Annotated in this window: 14 protein-coding genes; 9 read left to right on the forward strand and 5 right to left on the reverse strand. The window is 57.6% G+C overall.

The genetic code is table 11. The annotated features are described in order from the left end of the window. Window positions 1-32 precede the first annotated feature (32 nt). Complete coding sequence (locus I554_RS0112925) at window positions 33-1,016, reverse strand: hypothetical protein (RefSeq protein ID WP_024577613.1); 984 nt, start codon at window positions 1,014-1,016, stop codon at window positions 33-35. Next, window positions 1,013-2,260 (reverse strand): MBL fold metallo-hydrolase, encoded by a 1,248-nt coding sequence (locus I554_RS0112930; RefSeq protein WP_024577614.1) that lies wholly within the window; start codon window positions 2,258-2,260, stop codon window positions 1,013-1,015. The genes I554_RS0112925 and I554_RS0112930 overlap by 4 nt, the downstream gene beginning before the upstream one ends. 72 nt (window positions 2,261-2,332) lie before the next feature. On the opposite strand from I554_RS0112930, the gene I554_RS0112935 reads away from it, so the two are divergent. Beyond that, window positions 2,333-2,593, forward strand: a complete 261-nt coding sequence (locus I554_RS0112935) for a helix-turn-helix transcriptional regulator (RefSeq protein WP_024577615.1) — start codon at window positions 2,333-2,335, stop codon at window positions 2,591-2,593. A gap of 437 nt (window positions 2,594-3,030) precedes the next feature. Here I554_RS0112935 and I554_RS0112940 read toward each other — a convergent pair whose 3' ends face one another. Continuing rightward, window positions 3,031-4,935, reverse strand: coding sequence for an ATP-dependent helicase (locus I554_RS0112940; protein WP_024577616.1), 1,905 nt, complete (start codon window positions 4,933-4,935; stop codon window positions 3,031-3,033). Between the two features lie 2 nt (window positions 4,936-4,937). Further along, window positions 4,938-6,920, reverse strand: a complete 1,983-nt coding sequence (locus I554_RS0112945; protein WP_024577617.1) for an AAA family ATPase — start codon at window positions 6,918-6,920, stop codon at window positions 4,938-4,940. Window positions 6,921-7,102: 182 nt separating this feature from the next. Between I554_RS0112945 and I554_RS0112950 the strand changes: the two genes are divergently transcribed. The 5 genes from I554_RS0112950 (at window position 7,103) to I554_RS0112965 (ending at window position 12,040) form a co-directional block, all read left to right on the forward strand. Then, window positions 7,103-8,308, forward strand: coding sequence for an ATP-binding protein (locus tag I554_RS0112950; protein ID WP_024577618.1), 1,206 nt, complete (start codon window positions 7,103-7,105; stop codon window positions 8,306-8,308). After that, window positions 8,301-10,802: a S8 family peptidase gene (locus tag I554_RS0112955; RefSeq protein ID WP_024577619.1), complete on the forward strand. Its 2,502-nt coding sequence runs from the start codon at window positions 8,301-8,303 to the stop codon at window positions 10,800-10,802. The genes I554_RS0112950 and I554_RS0112955 overlap by 8 nt, the downstream gene beginning before the upstream one ends. 103 nt (window positions 10,803-10,905) lie before the next feature. Next, window positions 10,906-11,091 (forward strand): hypothetical protein, encoded by a 186-nt coding sequence (locus I554_RS0112960; RefSeq protein ID WP_024577620.1) that lies wholly within the window; start codon window positions 10,906-10,908, stop codon window positions 11,089-11,091. Between the two features lie 104 nt (window positions 11,092-11,195). Next, window positions 11,196-11,333: a hypothetical protein gene (locus I554_RS27290; RefSeq protein WP_155848265.1), complete on the forward strand. Its 138-nt coding sequence runs from the start codon at window positions 11,196-11,198 to the stop codon at window positions 11,331-11,333. Between the two features lie 20 nt (window positions 11,334-11,353). After that, window positions 11,354-12,040, forward strand: a complete 687-nt coding sequence (locus I554_RS0112965; RefSeq protein ID WP_024577621.1) for a Shedu immune nuclease family protein — start codon at window positions 11,354-11,356, stop codon at window positions 12,038-12,040. Window positions 12,041-12,533: 493 nt separating this feature from the next. Here I554_RS0112965 and I554_RS0112970 read toward each other — a convergent pair whose 3' ends face one another. Continuing rightward, a complete protein-coding gene (locus I554_RS0112970) occupies window positions 12,534-13,157 on the reverse strand; it encodes a TetR family transcriptional regulator (RefSeq protein WP_024577622.1) in 624 nt (207 codons plus the stop codon). Between the two features lie 46 nt (window positions 13,158-13,203). Here I554_RS0112970 and I554_RS0112980 point away from each other — a divergent pair, with 46 nt between their 5' ends. From I554_RS0112980 to I554_RS0112990, 3 genes are all read left to right on the forward strand, one after another. Beyond that, complete coding sequence (locus I554_RS0112980; protein ID WP_244432747.1) at window positions 13,204-14,400, forward strand: efflux RND transporter periplasmic adaptor subunit; 1,197 nt, start codon at window positions 13,204-13,206, stop codon at window positions 14,398-14,400. Then, on the forward strand, window positions 14,397-17,543 hold the full coding sequence (locus I554_RS0112985) for an efflux RND transporter permease subunit (protein WP_024577624.1): 3,147 nt from the start codon (window positions 14,397-14,399) through the stop codon (window positions 17,541-17,543). Before I554_RS0112980 ends, I554_RS0112985 begins: the two co-directional genes overlap by 4 nt. Window positions 17,544-17,637: 94 nt before the next feature. Further along, window positions 17,638-18,354 (forward strand): TetR/AcrR family transcriptional regulator, encoded by a 717-nt coding sequence (locus I554_RS0112990; RefSeq protein ID WP_152527714.1) that lies wholly within the window; start codon window positions 17,638-17,640, stop codon window positions 18,352-18,354. The last annotated feature ends 115 nt before the right edge of the window (window positions 18,355-18,469 follow it).

Below are 18,469 nucleotides of genomic sequence, written 5' to 3' on the forward strand. Positions count from 1 at the left end.
AAAGCCGCATTTTGAGGCCGGACATCGCAAGATCAGAAGAAGTCCCGGGCGGATCGGGTATTGCCGATCGCCCGAATCTTGAGGGATGGCTGGTGATCTCGCAGACGCTTGGCGTCCCGTTCCCAGCGCCCGTCGCGTTGATCGCCATCGAAGCCGAATACAATGAGCCGGGGATCAGGGTCTATCTTGGCTTGGACCTGGCCTGAGGCGATGGCGGCGATCAGGGAGGTGAGCTCGAGCGGAAGCCTGCTGCCCGGAAGAGCGGCGCGAGCCGCAGCCCGCATGGCTTGAACACGGACCAGCGTCTGGCAAACGGCGACATAGCGCTGTCGCAATGCTTCTTCATGTCGCCTGAGCGTTGCCTGGTACCGAACAATCTGAGCCAGAACGGCAGGCTCACCCTTGGCCCTCAGGGCAGGATTGCTGAAATGCTTTGCCTCATGGAAAACGATGAACGGCGTGCCATCACGATTTTCGACGGTCACGACGTCCAGACGGTCTTGGGACCGGTCAACTGGCGAGGCGTCTGTCGAAGGGACATCAGTGTCCGGCAGACTTTCATCAACTGAAGAACTTGCCCGCAGCAGCGACAGTTCGACGTCGATGACCTTTGAGCTGCCCATGATCAAGGGATGCAACCCGCTTTTTTCCGCGCCGGCCAGATCGGTGGCTGAGCGGATCATGTCCGATAATGTCGATGGACCGGCGTATTGGGACCAACCGATATCGGAAGGTTCAAAGCGTCCGTCTTCATGAAGCTGGGCCAGTACCTGCTGTTGGCGGATTAGGTATTTGGTGTGGGTCCATGGAAGGATCCGTCCATCGCCGCCGTCGTCGATCCGGAAGATCGAGGCGCCACGATGATAGACGTTGAGTGAGTTCGCTCGCACCGCGATGAACACATCGTCCCGCAGAAGGACATCGCGCCACCATGACGGTTTTTGAGCAAGAGCGTCGAGTGCATCGAGGAAGGCCTTACTCACGCCGTGGCCAGATGACGTCTGTTGGATGGTCATGTTGGAACGTCCCACCATTCGCCATCATTCTTGAGGTTGACGGCTTGGAAGTGCGCCGGAAACTGCTCCGGCTCGTAGGTATGGATCGGCACGAGCATCTTTGGCTGGATAGCCTCGGCCAATCGCTTCAGATCGGGAATGCTGGCATGGCCGGATGTATGGGCGTGATCGAGGGGGATTCCTCGTGTCTTAAGTTCGGCAAGGAGGGCAAGGCCGCGCTCCTGTTTGAGATAACCGTCCCATTGCGACCAGATGGCGCGTGCACCGGAGAGGCAATTGGCATGATCGAGGTCGCGCAGCATTGCCGGTCGGAAGAGCATCGCTGCCCGAGGCGCCAGATCCTCAAGTCGCTCCACAAAAATACGATTGGTCTTGTGAGGATCAAGCAAGTCAAAGCGGCCGCTGCGCTTGATCTGGATGCGCTGATACTGGGGGACGTACACCGCGACATTCTGCCAATCCGACTGGGGAATGTTAGCATTCTCTGTCGCGCGAAGAACCTCGGCGGCATAGAGGTCGATGATCAGCATCCTGCCGCTACGCTTACAGGCCCGATACAGGCTGACCATGCGATCGATGTTTTGCGCCGAGGCTGCGACCAGCGCCAGACCGTCTGTTGCCTGAAACAGGTCAACCAGGCGCTGCTCGACGTCTGTCTCGGTCGGAAAGACGTGGTCGGGGCTCAGGCGACCAAAGCTCGACCCTTCCATCAGCATTACGTCGATGGATCGTGGAGGGTCGGCCACAAGGCGTTCGAACAGTGCCGCTTTGCGGCCATGAGCCCTGATATCGCCGGAATAGAACAGGCGTTGGCCGTCGGCTTCCACTTCAAGGGCGTAAGTATCATATGCGGAATGATCCACCAGATGCGGCGTCACCCGAAACGGGCCGAATTCCAGCGGAGTGCCGCTTGTAAACTCGATCGGCTTCGTCGGCACATACGGTTTGGGCACGAACGGGGCGGCAGCCTTCAGAATGCGGTGTGTTGCTGCGCCTAGCGCGACCGGCAGCTCAGGTCCGGCGAGATGAGCCAGCCCCCAATGATCGACGTGACCATGGGACAGGACCAGAGCCAGTAAATCCCCGCCGCCCGCGAGTCTATCGATCGATGGATGGAGGCTGATCTCGTCCGTATCGCCATCAAGCGGCAGCCCCAGATCCAGTAGAATCCGGCCCCCGACGGCGGCCAACTCGATACAGGTCCCGCCGATCTCCTTCGTCCCACGATGAATACGGATGCGCACAACTGCCCCAAATCAATAATAGGGACATTATAGTGCGTGTTTTAATGGGCCGCCAAGTCGTTTGTTTCGCTTATGAAAGCGACAGCGCTTGTGGCCTGGAATGTCCGAAAACTGCGGGTGAAGCGCGGCCTGTCGCAGGAAGCGCTGGCGGTAGATGCTGGTGTGGACAGGTCGTACGTCGGACGAATCGAGCGTGGGGTCGAGAATCCGACCGTCGAAACTTTAGAGAGATTGGCAGTGGCGTTGGATATCCCCGTCGCGGAGCTTTTGGCCATCCCAAAAGCAAACGAAAAGCCTCCAGCTACGCTTCGGAAAGGTCGCAAGAAGCGTTAGCTGTGCAACGACGAGCTTCGATCGCCGTGGAACATTGTACACGTTCGCTCAGCGCGCGCTGTCGCGCCTATCAGCCTCGTGGGAAAATTTCTCAGTAAGATCGTGCAGTATTTTTCTTTAGCGTCTACATTCCAAATGAGCAGTTATGGAACGACCGTTTCCGGAATCCAGTCAGAGTTGATGATAGCGGGCAGGTAAGGTTCATTCGAGATTACGACAGGCATACACGGCAGATTGAGCTCGATGTTCACGGCGCGGTCGGCGTCGCAGATTACAAACTTAGATCAATAGTTCGAATCTCTTCGGGCGCATATACGCTATGGCGCTCCATAGATGCCCCTCTGCATTCTAACGTGCTCTAAGCTACGATCGCAAATTCTCTCGCTCTCGGCAATCGCATCGTTTCGCGGTCTCGATAATCAGAACGTAGGATTCCGTCACGCAACCTGAACGGTCTGAACACCAGCTTTTCGCAAGAGGTCATAAAGGGTTGCGATTTTAGTGCGCGTACCGCGACGACCGCAATAGGTAAAGATTACGCGCTGCTTTGCGCGGGTGAAAGCAACGAAGAATCCGGCTGTCGCCTCGATCTGATCGCCAGCGAAACTCCACCAGGCGCCGTCGTCCAACCCCACGAAGATGACGGTATGATATTCGAGGCCCTTGCTCTTATGGATTGTCATCAGCGGGATCGAGTGAACGCCTTCATAGGCATCGAGAGCTGACGACCAATCAATACCACCGGCCGACGACGCCAGTAGATGCACAGCGGCGGCATCAAGCACCTTGTCGAGCCAGCCGCCCTGGCCATAAGCGGGATGAACCGCGATCAGCCGTTCTCGGTCGATGAACGCCAGAATGTCGTCCACGATGGATCGCGCCACCGCCTTCGATTTTGGTGGGTTGGGATGGGCACCACTGAGTTTGATCGCGTAAGCGTCCAGTTCGCGGGCAAGTTTGGCCTGAGCAGCCTCGTCATCAGGCGCAACGCCGTGGAGCGCGGCCAGCGCTTCCTGACAGTCCGTCCAGTATCGGCCGGCCCGCTTGGTCATCGCGAGGCGCAGAATGGCGACGACCATTTCCGATGCTTCTTCCGCCAGCAGTTCCTGCAGCATGACCGTGCCGACGGCCCCGGCCTCGTTACGTAGGGGAATGCCGGCAGCCGCGAAGGCCGGTTCGAGGACAGCCGCATAGTCCGCGGCCTTCTGGCGGACGAGCAGAACGAAATCACGCGGGCCGAGCTGGTGGGTCTTCATTTCTGCCGCGACGAAAGCCGCCAAGCGATCCGCCTCGACCTCCGGGGTCGAGAAATCCCAGATCGCGCAACTGTCTCCAGCGATCGTGCCCACCGTTTTCGATACCGGCGCCACGGCGCGGGCATCCAAAGCCTGCGCAAGAACATGCTGGATACGCACCAGCTTGGGCGACGAGCGATAGTTGTTGTAGAGTGGCGTCCGTTTCCCGCCGAAGTCGGCGTCGAACGCGGTGAAGGGATCGTCCATCGCCATCGCCCAGCGCATGATCTGCTGTTTGTTGTCGCCAACGGCCGTAATCACCGTGTCGGTGCCGAGGAAGATAGTGCGGACCAGATCATATTGGATCTGCGTCGTATCTTGGAACTCATCCATGAACAGGTGGGAATAGGTTAGTCGGAGCGCGTCGCGCGCCATCGGATTGACCCGCAACAGGAGTTCGGTGAGCCGCCCGATCATCGGGAACGACAGGACGCTCTTCTTACCGTCGTGAAGCGACATTTGCCAGAAGCGATCCGCCGCCCATTGGGCCGGGCTCGGATTTGACCAGCCGACCAACGAAAGCGGTGACCCCACCAGATGACGGCGCTCGAAAGCCTTCACCGCTATCGCCTGGAGGTCGGTATAGGTGCCAACCGATGCCGGAGGCGTGCCGACCTGCTGATACAGGAAGTCGCGGTAATCCCGATCATTGGGGAAGATGATTTCGTAGTCAGGCCGCGGCCGCCAGCGGGCGGGCAGCGCCTGACAAAAGCGATCGATCAATCCCTTTGCAAAGGCGTCGAACGTCATGGAGTCAAAGCGTCCGGCATGATTGCGATGGCAGCGCTGACGGACCCGCGCAGCGAGGTTCGTCGCGGCGTCGCGTTTGAAGCTTATGGCGAGAATACGCCTCGGTGCAGGTGCCGTGCCCGTCTGGAGGAGATAGGCAGCGCGTTGCGCGAGCAATTCCGTCTTGCCTGCACCAGGGCCGGCAATGACGGATCGGTTGTCTGCCGAGCGGACGACCTTCAACGCATTCGCTTCGAGCGCGTCCACGCCCACCGGCTTCCAATCATCCGGGCGAACCCGTCGTGACAACACCGCCATGGCTAGTCCCGCCGCAACGACTTGGCGATGTGCTTGAGAACCTCGGCCAGCACGGCCGGCATATTCTCGGCCAAGTCCTTTTTCTTGATGTGCGTCAGAGCCGCGAGGTGCGTTGCCGGTTTGCTGTTGGTGAGAAAGTGATAGCGATAGGCAGGGAGAAGCGCCGGATAGTCCTTGAACGGGCCGGTGAAGAGCGTGAGCCCCGGTCCGGCTGTCCCGAGAACCACTTCCGCCGCCTTGTCAGCCGCCATCTTCGGACCGCCACCCTTGGGGATGATTGCCTTGTAAGCATCGGGAAAGGCTTCGAGCATCGCGAGGTCAAGATCGAGTGGCGCTGAGAAGTAGACGCCATACGGCTTTAGGCAATCGACCCAGCCTTGCAGAATTTTACGATCCTCCGGGTCTTGCCAAGTGTGCATCGCTGTAAACCTTTCATCGGACAACACACCACCATCGATTTTCAGGAGTTTGGCTTTTGGCACGCCGAATTCGATGAGATTCTCTATCGCCGTCTTCACCCTGCCAAAGCCGCCACCGTCCCGACCCAAATCGAGATCCAAGAGCGTCGCGTGCGGAATACCGAGATGTTTCAGTAACCGCCAGAAATGCTGCACATGCCTCCCGCCCAAGGGCACGATGGCGACGAAGGCAGGATCGATCAGGAGGTTCAGCGCCTCGGCTAAGGGCGGTAAGACGATTCGTTCCGAATCGCCTTCAACGAGCAGGACAAACCGGGCGAAATAGAGTTCAGGATAGGCGAGCATGGCGCCACGGACGAACTTGGCGGCCTCGTCAACGCCAGGCGGGATCTTGATCTTCTTGACCGTCGAGACGCGTGTCGTCGGATCGCAGCGGCAGTAGCGGACCTCACGCGGGTTGACGCGGCTCAGCACGGCCGGCGAATGACTGGTGACGATGGCCTGCGCACCGCCGGCATCTGTCAGCGAGCGGACCTGACGGATGATCCGCGCGAGGAAGTAAGGAGAGAGATGGTTTTCAGGCTCTTCCAACGCAAAGAGCGTGAGCGCGGGAATCCGCAGAGTGTCGTCGCGGAAACCCTCGACGGTGCCAGCGACAATCTCGCGCTCCAGATCAAAAACCGCCGCAGCCAGCGCGAAATAGAAGAGCGATTGCTGCCCGTCGCTCAGAGCGTCGAGGCCACGCTCCTGCCCGTCCGGTCCCTGCTCGAAGATGACAGCGATCTTGTTGACGATGTCCTCGAACCGGCGGCTGACCAGGCTGAGCCTGGGTTTCGTATCGACAACATCGTCGTGAAGGCCTGACCAGCGCGCCTGTAAGGCTTTGCCGATCGCGGCAATCGCCGACTCGCCCTCAAACGCGGTGGTTAGGTTCTGGGTGGCTTCCTGAACCGCCTCCTCGGTTTCAGACGACCATTCGATAGCACGAAGCAGGCGGGCGGCGAGCGCGCCGGTCGTTGCCCGAATCTGGACAGCCGCATCGCGGCTGGCGGGCGTGTAGTAGAGCTGGATCAGGCCGCGATCCGCCGCCGAGACCGGATGACATTTGTCCTCGGCCGGATCATCATCGAGCGTGTCGACCCAGAAAAGCTCCTGCGAAACCTCGCCCTCGACCGTCCCGTCATCTTCCCATCGTGCTTCGAGCCGCAGACGGCAGACCGGCGATTTCCCCTCCCGTTCGATCTGCATGTGCCGGAACGAGGGCGCGATCGTCTCCGGCGTTGCAGTGCCATCGGCCAGTTCGGGCAATCCGATCAGCACGTCGATGAACAAATCCTTGGGTTCGCGACCGTCCGGATCGTCGGCTACGCCAAGGTGAAAATCCGAACGCTGAACGGTGCGCTGCGCGCGGGATACACCAAACAACTTCGACAGCGCGTGCAGGAGCGCGGTCTTGCCCGCAGCGTTCGGGCCGACGACGGCCGTGATCTCCGATGAAATAGGCACCGTGATCGGATCAGGGCCGAAACAGCGGAAGCCGGACAAGGTGACGGATTCAATACGCATAGGCTTCCTTCTGTCAGGTCGCAGTGAGGACGAAGTGGCAGCATGGTTCTGAGGTTGCAACGAGACTCAGTGAAGATGCACCGTATTTCATATATATGCAACAAAATCATTTGACTCGCACCAATGCGAAGTTTATATGCATCATACGATGCTGATGGCGCATCAGGCAGTGAGTGGAGCGCATGGAGCACTTTTCAATTATTCAAGCGCTATGTCGGGCAGCGATGGGCGAACCAACGCCAGCGCTGCGCAAGCAAATCGAGCGGCTTAAGGATGCCCTCGCCAAGGATGGCGAGGAAAAGCAAGCGGCCTCGCTCGCTGGGATTCTTGCAACGGCAGAGCGCCTCAAGGAAATGGCTCCCAGCCGAATTGAACGTTCTCGCGCTGGCCTGTCCGGCGAGACGTTGGGCCGCAACACACCGGTTCCTGTCGACCGTGAAACGGCCGCTGCCTTGGCGGAGATCATCTTTCCATCGGAAGTCGAGGGAGCGCCCCCGCTCTTCAATTCGACCGTGACGCAGGCAGTCGGGACGATCGTTGATGAATGGACGGACTTCGAGGCACTCGCCACCGTCGATATCATGCCTTCAAAGACTTGTTTGATCTACGGAGCGCCCGGTACAGGTAAAACACGGCTAGCCCTCTGGATTGCCCGCAGATTGGAGCTTCCTGTGGTTCTCGTGAAGCTAGATGGGCTCGTTTCCTCATTTCTTGGAACGACCGCTCGTAATATTGGCAATCTTTTCGCATTCGCTAATCGTTATCGCTGCGTCCTTCTACTCGACGAGTTCGACGCAATCGCAAAGGTACGTGATGATCCGCAAGAGGTCGGCGAGATCAAGCGTGTCGTGAATGCTCTTCTCCAGAATCTCGATGTTCGGCAGAACATTGGATTGACGATCGGCATCACCAATCATTCGAAGCTGCTTGATCCCGCGGTCTGGCGCCGTTTCGAGGTTCAGCTTGAGATCCCCAAGCCCGATTTTGAGGTGCGGAAGGCGATCGCCGCCATGTTTATGCCGCCGGTGAAGGCGCCGGACAGCCATCTACGTCTTATTGCTTGGTTCACCGAAGGTTCCACTGGAGCGGAGATCGAGTCGCTGGTGCGGACATACAAAAAGGCCACCACGGTTCGCGAGGATGATCGACGGGGATTGCTGGATACACTCCGCCAATTTGCGACGCTCAACGCGGCCCGCATTCAGAGTGAACGCCGAACGTTATTGTTCGACGATCCCGCAAACCTGTTTCGGGCCATGCGTGACGACCCCATTCTCGCATTTTCAATGGCCGACATCGGCGAAATCGCGGGGCGGGACAAATCGACCGTAAGTCGCCAGCTTGGTCGACAGGCGAGTAAAGCCGATGGGGGTGTGAATAATGGCTAGTCCGATCCAGATTGTCCTCAATCCGGACAATTATGAGGAAGCCCGAGAGGCAGGCGGCGGCGGCGGACGTAAAGATTTCTTCGCTCACCGGGATCGAGAATTTGGCGCGCACAAGGCAGCCCTGATCGAGCAGATCGACACCATTTCCGGGGTTCTTTCCGCGCAAGCGCAGGGACCGATCGGCTACATCAAGGTCATTCTTAAACGGGATGCCTGGGCGAAGAGCCATCGACCCGTTGGAGCACTCTTTCGCAGTGATCGGGTGCCCGTAATCGGGGGTGGAGATCTCGGCGTGATGATTGTCGAAGGCCGGCCATCGGCGTTGGCGCAGGTGAAAGCCGAAATTACTAAAGCCGAAACGCAGACCAGGATGCGTTACGACGAGAAAAAGGGAAAAGAGGTGCCGAACCCCTCGGCGCAAAAGAGCGAGACGGGAGCGATCGACCGGATCGAACTCTATGGCGCTTCAGACAAACGCAACTTTTCGGTCGAGGAGGCTGTCGTTTGGCTGGCCAATCCCATGACGGGAAGCGGGTATCAAGTCGAGTTATTCGACGTTCTGCCACCGCGTGCCGAATGGGATCGCCTCGACCCCGCTCACAGGCGTCTGGTCGAGTCCTTCGTCGCCGGCTTCAACACCCTTGAACAAAGTTTGTCAGTCGAGCGTCTGCCAACCTGGCGGCAGCGCCTCCCGATGCTTTCCGTGCGCCTGGACCAAGCGGGAGATGGTGCCATCCTGCGACTGACGAGCGTGTCATCGAAGGAACGCCGCGAGCCTGCGCCATTCGACCCGAACGTTCAGCATCACAGCCGGTTGCTGGCTTTCCTGGACAAGCATCCCTTAGTCCGACGGGTCGAGTTACCTGGCATCGTGGTGCGTTCTGCTCGCCCGACAACGCCGGGGCGCGTTCGACCAGCTCAGGCGGTCATGCCCGTTCGCGATAGTGGCAGGACCCATCCGAGACTCGGCATCATCGATGGCGGCATAAGCCAGGCTTTGGCCGACTGGGTTATCGATCGATGGGACGTTTTGGCCGACGAAGACATGGATCTATCCCATGGCACGTTCATCGGCGGACTCGCCGTCGCGGGGGCCGGTATTAATGGCGCGGAGAACTGCCCGGAGCCCGACGGGGCTGAACTGGTTGACGTGGCCGTCTTCCCAAATGAGCAGAAAGCCGGGGCTTTTGCCTCTTACTATTCGGGCGGCCTCCCGCAATTCTTCGACGAGATGGATGCGGCTGTCGCCGATGCGCGGGCACGACATGGCGTGCGTGTCTTTAATATGAGTCTGAACATCCTTCAACCCGCGGCAGCAGATCGCTACAGCCCACATGCGATCCGACTCGACCAGATTGCTGAAGAAAACAACGCGGTCGTGTTCATTTCCGCCGGAAACATTCAGCCGCAAGACCTTCGCCCGGAGTGGCCGGCTGATGCAGCGGCGGCCCTTTCCAACCTTGCGCTTGCAAGAAACGATGGGCTCCTGACACCAGCAGAAAGCGCGAGAAATGTTGCCGTCGCGGCATTAAATCCGTTGGGGCACAGCGGTTGCTTACCATTTGCCCCAGCCCGCTTCAGCCGTCGGGGACCTGGACTTCGGTCAGGAGGAAAGCCCGACCTTGCCCATATCGGAGGCGCGGGTACCCAGCATGCGACGCTGGGACATGGCCTTTTCTCCATCCTTCCAGATGGAACAGTGATCGATGGTTGCGGCACCAGCTATGCCTCGCCTTTGGTCGCCAAGACGGCAGCAGTCCTCGACCATGCCATCGAGGGCGAAGTCTCTCGTGAAACGCTCATCGGTTTGCTGGTCCACCACGCAGAGATTCCAGAACCACTGCGCCCGAAAATGCTGGCGCCAGTGGCGCGGCACCTTGTCGGTTTCGGGATGCCGCCGTCTGCTGAACGTATTCTGGAGACAGGCGATCATTCTATCACCCTGGTGTTCGCCTCGCGTATCCAGCATGGCCAGCAGATCAATTTCCGCTTCCCGTGGCCAGCGTCCTTGGTCGGGCCTGGCGGAAAATGCCGAGGACGGGCCAAGCTCACGCTCGTATCCACGCCGCCTCTGGATGCGCGGTTCGGTTCCGAGTTCGTCCGCGTCAACGTGAATGCCATCCTGCAGCAGGAGCAGGAGGAGGGCAAATGGAAGGGTCGGCTCGAACCGCTTTATCTTCCATCTTCACGAGAATCGCCGGCGGTCGAGGCAGAGCTAATCGAACATGACCTGAAATGGAGTCCAGTGAAGGTCCATGCCAAGACCTTTCCGCAGGGAGTTGGTCCTTCGTCGAACTGGCGACTATTTGTCGAGTATCTCACCCGCGCTGGAGAGGTGATGCCAGAGGGGGGTGTTCCCTTCACGGCAATTCTAACTATTAGCGATCCGGAGGCGGAAAAGCCCGTCTTCAATGACATGCGCCAAAGTCTACAGGCGATTGGCACGCAAATAGCTGACATTCGGACTGCCACGCGCATTACGCCGCGCGTGTAAGATAAGATTTCGCCGACCCCCCTTAGTGGAGTTTTGCAGATTTGGAGGAATAGTGACGACCGTTTATCTGGGACCAAACGATCCTATCCCGTCAGAGCGACATGTGGCCGTGGTCATCCATCGAGACCACGTTGGGGTAGAAAAAGGATACTTCTACGACAGCGCCGAGAAAGACTTCGGCGGGTCAGGGCCATTCGACTGGCGTATGGCAGAAGCAATCGGGCGGGCCGAGCGCTTTGCGGCAGAACGCCAAATTCAGATCGTCGCTGTCCGCGCCAGAAGGGATTGAGAACTGGCCATGCCCTCTCGCCTTGTTCAACGTATTCGGGACATCATGCACATCATTGTCCCGAAAGGGGTGTAGCGATCATGTCTGAGGACATTGGATACTTAGTGAATTACCTGCCCGATAGGCTCTACACGCATCCGGGCAAGGCCGGAACTTACGCGACTATCGCTGGTGAAGGCGAAGAAGTGATCGGCGAGTTCGATGTAACCACGCGATGCAAGTTCGCAGTGTCCGCCTTTTGAGTTCAGGACAAGAGCGACTTTTGGCGGAATTCGAACAGCGCATGAGCACCGACGCGCCGGAGAAGGATTGGCAAGCTTTCTTCGAGGCGAACCAATGGATATTTGGGCATGGCCTCAACTACGTCTCGCTAGATCGGGCATCGGACACTTTGACGGCGCGGACCACCGGCAACGAATTCGACCGCAGCGGCAAAACCGCCGACGCGCTTATGCGGACCCGTGCCGAAGTCAATCAGTTCGTCTTCGTTGAAACCAAGAAGGACACGACGGATCCTCTTCGCCGTGGCGATCCCTACCGTCCCGGATGTTGGGGCGTATCCGCCGAAGTGTCGAATGCAGTTACGCAGGTGCAAAAGACCACCTTCGAGTTCGCCCGAAAGCCCTTCCGCGTCACTCTGAAAGATAGCCGGGGCACGGATACCGGCGAGACGGCGTATTCCATCGAACCCCGGAGCTTTCTCATCGTCGGGAACACGGCTGAACTACAGGGCAATGACGACAAGATCGAGTGCTTCGAACTCTACCGCCGCAACGTCCGCGCGCCCGAAATCCTAACCTTTGATAACTTCTCTATCGCGCCCGGTTTATCCTACAAAACATCAGCCGCGGCGCAGCCATCGCAGCTTGATGCAATCGAGGTTGCGGAGGCTGGCGATGTCCGGAAGAACGCGCGCGAGGTTATGATGATACCGCATCTTCGCACCTGACATCGAACCGATGAGGTGTTCTAGCTGAGGCTATTTGCCCATCCATTTTCACCCAAATACGTTGAGCAAGTGATCGTAGTAGGATCTGCCGTTCTCTAGCTGTATCGGGCCAACTCGGCCATGGCTGGATGCGTGTACATTCCAGATTCGCGTAATGATGGGTTATGGAACGTTACACGTCAAAGCGGGGACGCAGCAAGGATGATTTTCGCCTCGCGATACGGTACCGGTAGGAATGTTGAACTTCCGCCATATATTTTTCATACGTTTCTGACGATAAATCAATTCAGATACCGCAGTCATCATTTCCTGAATCAAGAATTGACAGCGGCTTCAGTGGCGCCACATGGATTGAAGCAGGCAGGCCGTGCTGCAACCTCTCATGCTTACTCGCAAGAACTTGCGTTTCGGGAAGAGTCAATCAGTCAGTATATTAAAATGCAATGAGCAAACGGATTTCGGGCGGTTATGCTGTAGGATAGCAACTCAACAATTAGCCTTTCCCTGCTCTGAATGATGCGAAAAGTTCAGAAACACATTGCGCGCCGAGCCCCATCAGGTCGAAGTCTTGGCCGTAACGCAACCAGTCCGTCCACAGGCCGCGTATCATTGACTCAAAAACGCGTGCAGCAATCTGCGGCGTCCATTTCGGACTAAGCGAACCGTTCTCGCGCGCCATCGTAAAGATGCGGATGAAGCTGTTCCGCAGCGCAGCGTCTGCATCTTGCTGACGCTTCAAGGCGTCAGCCATTTCGCCGACGTACTCACATCGGACAAGAAGGATTGCATAGACCCGCATCAACCGCGCGTCGGTCGTAATCATCTTTATGCAGTCCAGTGAAATTTGCTCGAGAAATCCCAGCGGATCAGGATGACCTTCTGCGGCAGTTCGGTTCACCATGTCTTCCTGTGGCAAGCGCACTCGCTCGTGGAGAGCTTTGAACAAAGCGACCTTGTCAGAGAAGTGCCAATAGATCGCGCCTCGCGTGACACCTGCTTCCTCAGCGATCTCTTCCAGGGAAGTCTGCATAACGCCGCGAATGAAAAAGAGCTGCTCGGCAGCGTCTAGGATTTTTTCGCGTGTCTGCTCAGCCTCTGCCTTGGTCCGTCGAGCCATTCTATCTCACCTCTTTACATACCTTCATGTATGTATATATAATTTATTGCAAGTAGCTAATTACTCGCTAAAACTTCGTAGGTCATTGATGGCAAACATTTTTCTCCTCCCGCTTGGACTTTTGATAGCACTCACCGCCGCTGGTTGCGATAACCGCGCGGCCCCCCCGGCGCCGCGTCCACCGAGTGTTAGCGTTTCAGAAATCAAGGCAGGAGCGGTTCCGCTACGGTTCCAATATGCCGGGCGGATTGCTGCTTTCCGTGAGGTGGAAGTACGGGCACGTGTGTCGGGCATTCTCCAGGAGAAGTCGTTTGTCGAGGGAGCGACGGTCAAGGCGGGCGATATCTTGTTTCGGATTGATCCGGCATCTTATGAAGCAGAGTTGGCGCGCGCCAAGGCGCAGCTTCAAGAGACGAGGGCGCAGATTTCGCGCACGCAACGCGATGCGGAACGCGCCACGACGTTGCTTCAGCGACAGTTCGGAACCGAGAAAGCGCGCGACGATGCCGTGTCTGCGTATGAATTGGCGCAGGCCAGCGTAGCCGGCGCAGAGGCGCTGGTGAAAACGGCCGAAATCAATCTCGGCTACACGACGATTGCGGCTCCCATCGGGGGCGTCATCAGCCTTCGCGTTCTGCCCGAAGGCAGCCTTGTCGGCACCGGCGCCGACAACAGCCTTCTGACACGCATCAGCCAACTCGATCCCGTGTACGTGTACTTTTCATTCACGGACACGGAAGCGACCGAAATCCGCCGGCTCATCGATACCGGCGAAGCCAAGAGACCCGCGGACGGCAGGCTGAAAGTGAAGATCAGCTTCGGAGACGGAAAAAATTACGACCGCGAAGGATACGTTGACTTCACGGACAGCAATCTCGATTTGCAGACCGGCACAGTTCGTGCGCGCGCAGTGATGCCAAATCCGGAAAGCAAGTTACGTCCCGGTCAATTTGTTCGTGTTTCCGTTGAAGGCATCACGCGACATGAAACGGTCGTTATTCCGCAGGCTGCGGTTATGCAGGGGCCGCAAGGTCAATTCGTTTACGCCATTGATGCGGAAAACAAGGCTTCCGTCCGTCCGGTTACGATCGGTCGTGAAGTTGAAGGGGGATGGATCGTCGAAAAGGGCCTCAAGGCGGGCGATCGCATCATCAGGGAAGGCGTTATCAAGGTCAAACCAGGAGCCCTCGTTACTGTCGCGACATCCGGTGACGATGGAAAAACAAAGGCCGCCCAACGATGAAAGCAAATCCGTTCATCGATCGTCCGGTTTTCGCGGCTGTTATCGCCATTATGTTTGTGCTCGCCGGCCTGGTCGCCATGCGCGTCCTTCCGGTTGAGCAGTACCCGCAGATCGTCCCGCCCCAAGTCGTGGTGCAGGCGACATATCCGGGCGCGAGCGCCGAAACCGTCGCCCAAACCGTGGCAGCGCCGCTGGAGCAGCAGATCAATGGCGTCGAAAACATGCTCTACATGCAGTCCACGAACTCCAGTTCGGGGACCATGCGTCTCACGGTGACTTTCCAGATCGGGACAAATCCGGATCAGGCGACGATCAACGTCAATAACCGGGTGCAACGCGCTGTATCGACATTGCCGGCCGAGGTGACGCGGCAGGGTCTGATCGTCAACAAGCAGTCAAGTTCGATCCTGGCGTTGATCACGATGTCGGCCAGCGACGCACGTTACGATTCGATCTATCTCAGCAACTACGCACTTCTGAATGTGATCGACGAGTTGAAACGCATTCCAGGCGTAGGCGACGCATCATTGTTCGGTGCCAAGAACTATTCGATGCGTGTGTGGCTGCGGCCGGACAAGCTTGCCCAATACGATCTGACGCCCGGTGATGTTGCAACCGCCATCCGCGAGCAGAACGCGCAATTTGCCGCTGGCCGTTTCGGCCAGGAACCCTCGCAGAACGATCTCGCCTTTACATACTCGGTCAACACGGAAGGGCGCTTGCCCGACGCCAAGGCATTCGAAGACGTGATCATACGGGCAGATGCGAACGCGGCGACCTTGCGGCTCAAGGATATTGCCAGGGTGGAACTGGGTGCCCAGGATTATTCGTTCATCGCTACGCTCAATGGCTCGCCCACTGTGCCGATCGGCGTCTATCTGCAACCTGGCGCGAATGCGCTCGGAACGCTCGACGCGATCAAAGCTCGCATGGCGGAACTTAAGACAAACTTTCCGCAGGGTGTCGGCTACTCGATTCCTTACGATACGACGCTTTTCGTCAGAGTCTCGATCGAGGAAGTTGTCAAAACCTTTATCGAGGCCATGATTCTCGTCGTCATTGTCGTATTCATCTTCCTTCAGAATTGGCGAGCGACCCTCATTCCAGTCCTGGCTGTGCCTGTCTCTATCTTGGGTACGTTCGCGGGAATGTATGTGCTCGGATTCTCGATCAATCTACTGACGTTATTCGGCCTGGTGCTTGCAATCGGCATTGTCGTGGATGATGCGATTGTCGTGCTCGAGAATGTCGAGCGCATCATGACGACGGAGAAACTGCCGCCGCGGGAAGCGGCCATCAAGGCGATGCAGGAAGTCACAGGACCGGTCGTTGCCATCGTGCTCGTGTTGTGCGCGGTGTTTATCCCGGTCGCATTCATGGGTGGCCTTGCGGGCGAAATGTACCGGCAGTTTGCGGTGACCATTGCGGTTTCCGTGACGATCTCCGGCATCGTGGCACTCACCCTGAGCCCCGCTCTTTGCGCGTTGATCTTGAAGCCAGGACACCATGAGCCGGCGGCGCCCTTCCGCTGGTTCAACCGGCTCTTCGACCGGATTACCGAAGGCTATACATCTGGCGTCCGCTTTCTTCTGCGACGTGCCGTGCTCGGGCTTGGATTGTGCGCTCTTTTGATCGCGGTCACCGGTTTCCTGTTCGTGCGGATTCCGGGTGCGCTTGTTCCCGATGAAGATCAGGGCAGCGTTTTCACCGTCGCGCTGCTGCCTCCTGCCGCGTCACTAACGCGGACCCAGAATGTCATGAGCGCCGTGAACAAAAGCATCATGGAACGGACCTCCGTCAGCGATGTGATCAGTTTTTCCGGTTTCGATCTGCTCGCGGGTGTTCAGAAGCCCAGCGCAGGCGTATCCTTTGTTCAGTTGAAGGACTGGAAAGAACGGCACGACGCGTCGCTGTCAGCCGCTGAACTGGCGAAGTCGTTCTTTTCGCTCAATGGCCCCGTCAAGGATGCGATGGTGCTTGCTTTTACACCGCCGCCGATCATGGGAATGAGCAACACCGGCGGGTTTGAAGCATTCGTGCAGGATCGCGGTGGAGCGGGCCCGCAACCTTTGATCGACGCGACGCAAAAGCTTGTCGAGGCAGCTTCGAAACGGCCGGAGTTGGCGGGCGTGCAGACCACGTTTGTCAGCAATGTGCCTCAGTACAAGATTCATCTCGACCGGGAGAAGGCCAAAGCGCTCGGCGTGCCGATTGCCTCGCTCTTCGAGACCATGCAGAGTACGTTTGGCAGTCTCTACGTCAATGATTTCACGCTTTTCGGGCGGAATTATCAGGTCAATCTGCAATCGGAAGCCAATTTCCGCGAGCGACCTGAGGATCTTAAGCAGGTCTTTGTGAAGTCGACGTCGGGCAGCATGATTCCGATAGATACATTGCTGCGTGTTGACCGGATCATTGGGCCCGATCAGGTCGATCGCTTCAATGCATTTGCCTCCGCCAAGGTAATCGGTGGCCCGGCGCCTGGGTATTCGTCGGGACAAGCGATCAAGGCGATGCAGGAGGTGGCGCGTGACACGTTGCCTGCGGGCTACCAGATCGCATGGACGGGATCCGCTTATCAGGAAATCGCAACCGGAGGAACCGGTAGTCAGGCGCTGATTTTCGGTCTCATCATGGTATTCCTGATCCTCGCCGCACAGTATGAGCGTTGGTCGCTTCCGTTCGCGGTCGTGCTGGCCGTTCCCTTTGCATTGTTCGGTGCGCTGGTTGCTATCTGGCTGCGCGGATTGAACAACGATGTTTATTTCCAGATTGGTCTGGTGACGTTGATCGGGCTCGCCTCCAAGAATGCGATTCTTATCGTCGAGTTTGCGGTGTTGAAACGTCAGGAGGGGCTCAGCGCAATGGAGGCTGCAGCCGAAGCGGCGAAGCTGCGCTTCCGTCCGATCATCATGACGTCGCTTGCCTTCATCCTTGGTTGCGTTCCGCTCGCGATTTCGAGTGGCGCAGGCGCCGCCAGTCGTCATTCGATCGGCACCGGTGTGATCGGCGGCATGCTTGCTGCGACGTTCATCGCCATGTTTTTCATTCCGCTGTTCTATCGGCTGGTTTCAAGGAGGGATGGGGCGAAATCCGGAACCGAAGCGTTGGAACATGGAAAGATGAGCAAGCAGGAGATTTGAATCGCCACGAACGCTGCTTGAGTTTCATCTGGTACGCGACCGCTGCTACCAAAATAGATTCTGTGAGGCTTGAGCGATTTTACTGGAGGTCAAATTGGCACGTGCTGTTGATGCCCGGTCGTTGCAAAGCTTGCCTCTCAGGGGGAAGGCCGTTCTGGAAGGGAAAGCCGTTCAGGCAACATCATGTGTTGCATCCAAATCCAGCGTCGGCAAGAAAATGTCGGCGGATCTGCGTCGCGAACAAATCGTAAGAGTTCTTCTGTCGTTGATTTCCAAGCGCAGCCCCGGCGAGATCAGCACGCAATTGATTGCCGATACTGCCGGCGTATCGCAGGCGACGATTTTCAAGCACTTCTCGACCAAGGCGGATTTATGGGCCGCGACTGCCCTTTGGCTTGGAACCGAACTCGACAAGATTTGGATCCGGTCTCACGCCAAAGTCGCTCCCAACGAGGCTTTACACGTGCTGGAAGAGATATTCCTGGGGGCGATTGAGTTTTTTTGCCGTTATCCTGCGGTTGTCAGGATCATGATGTCGGACAGCCTGCGTCACGAGTTTTCCGATGTGCAGAAAATTTCGCAGATGCTGCATCAACGTTACGAGCAAGAGATTCTCTTGTTGTTGAGGCTGGCCATTAAGTCGAAAGCGGTCGATGACAAGCTTGATCATCGTGCAGCAGTTACCCTGTTCTTCTGCTGCATCCGTGGCCTCGGCTTTCAAATTGCAACCTCCAATCGCAGTTCGAATTTTCGCAAAGAGGCCAGCAATGTCCTTCAGCTTTATCTAAACGCGATTGGGGGGAGATCGTGATAGGTAGGTCGAGCCAAAAAACAAGGTTCGCCTCGATCATCCCGTGAAAGTTATGTCTGCCTCGTCTCCTGCTGGCAGATATCTCCAGTTAAAGGCGAATCATTTGGCTTATTTC

The sequence above is a fragment of the Afipia sp. OHSU_II-C1 genome, assembly GCF_000497575.1.
GTDB lineage: Bacteria > Pseudomonadota > Alphaproteobacteria > Rhizobiales > Xanthobacteraceae > Afipia.

Bases quoted from the DNA above. Each gene is read 5' to 3' on its own strand.
- I554_RS0112925 (WP_024577613.1), bottom strand. From the start codon at position 1,016: ATGACCATCCAACAGACGTCATCTGGCCACGGCGTGAGTAAGGCCTTC.
- I554_RS0112935 (WP_024577615.1), top strand. From the start codon at position 2,333: ATGAAAGCGACAGCGCTTGTGGCCTGGAATGTCCGAAAACTGCGGGTG.
- I554_RS0112940 (WP_024577616.1), bottom strand. From the start codon at position 4,935: ATGGCGGTGTTGTCACGACGGGTTCGCCCGGATGATTGGAAGCCGGTG.
- I554_RS0112945 (WP_024577617.1), bottom strand. From the start codon at position 6,920: ATGCGTATTGAATCCGTCACCTTGTCCGGCTTCCGCTGTTTCGGCCCT.
- I554_RS0112950 (WP_024577618.1), top strand. From the start codon at position 7,103: ATGGAGCACTTTTCAATTATTCAAGCGCTATGTCGGGCAGCGATGGGC.
- I554_RS0112955 (WP_024577619.1), top strand. From the start codon at position 8,301: ATGGCTAGTCCGATCCAGATTGTCCTCAATCCGGACAATTATGAGGAA.
- I554_RS0112970 (WP_024577622.1), bottom strand. From the start codon at position 13,157: ATGGCTCGACGGACCAAGGCAGAGGCTGAGCAGACACGCGAAAAAATC.
- I554_RS0112985 (WP_024577624.1), top strand. From the start codon at position 14,397: ATGAAAGCAAATCCGTTCATCGATCGTCCGGTTTTCGCGGCTGTTATC.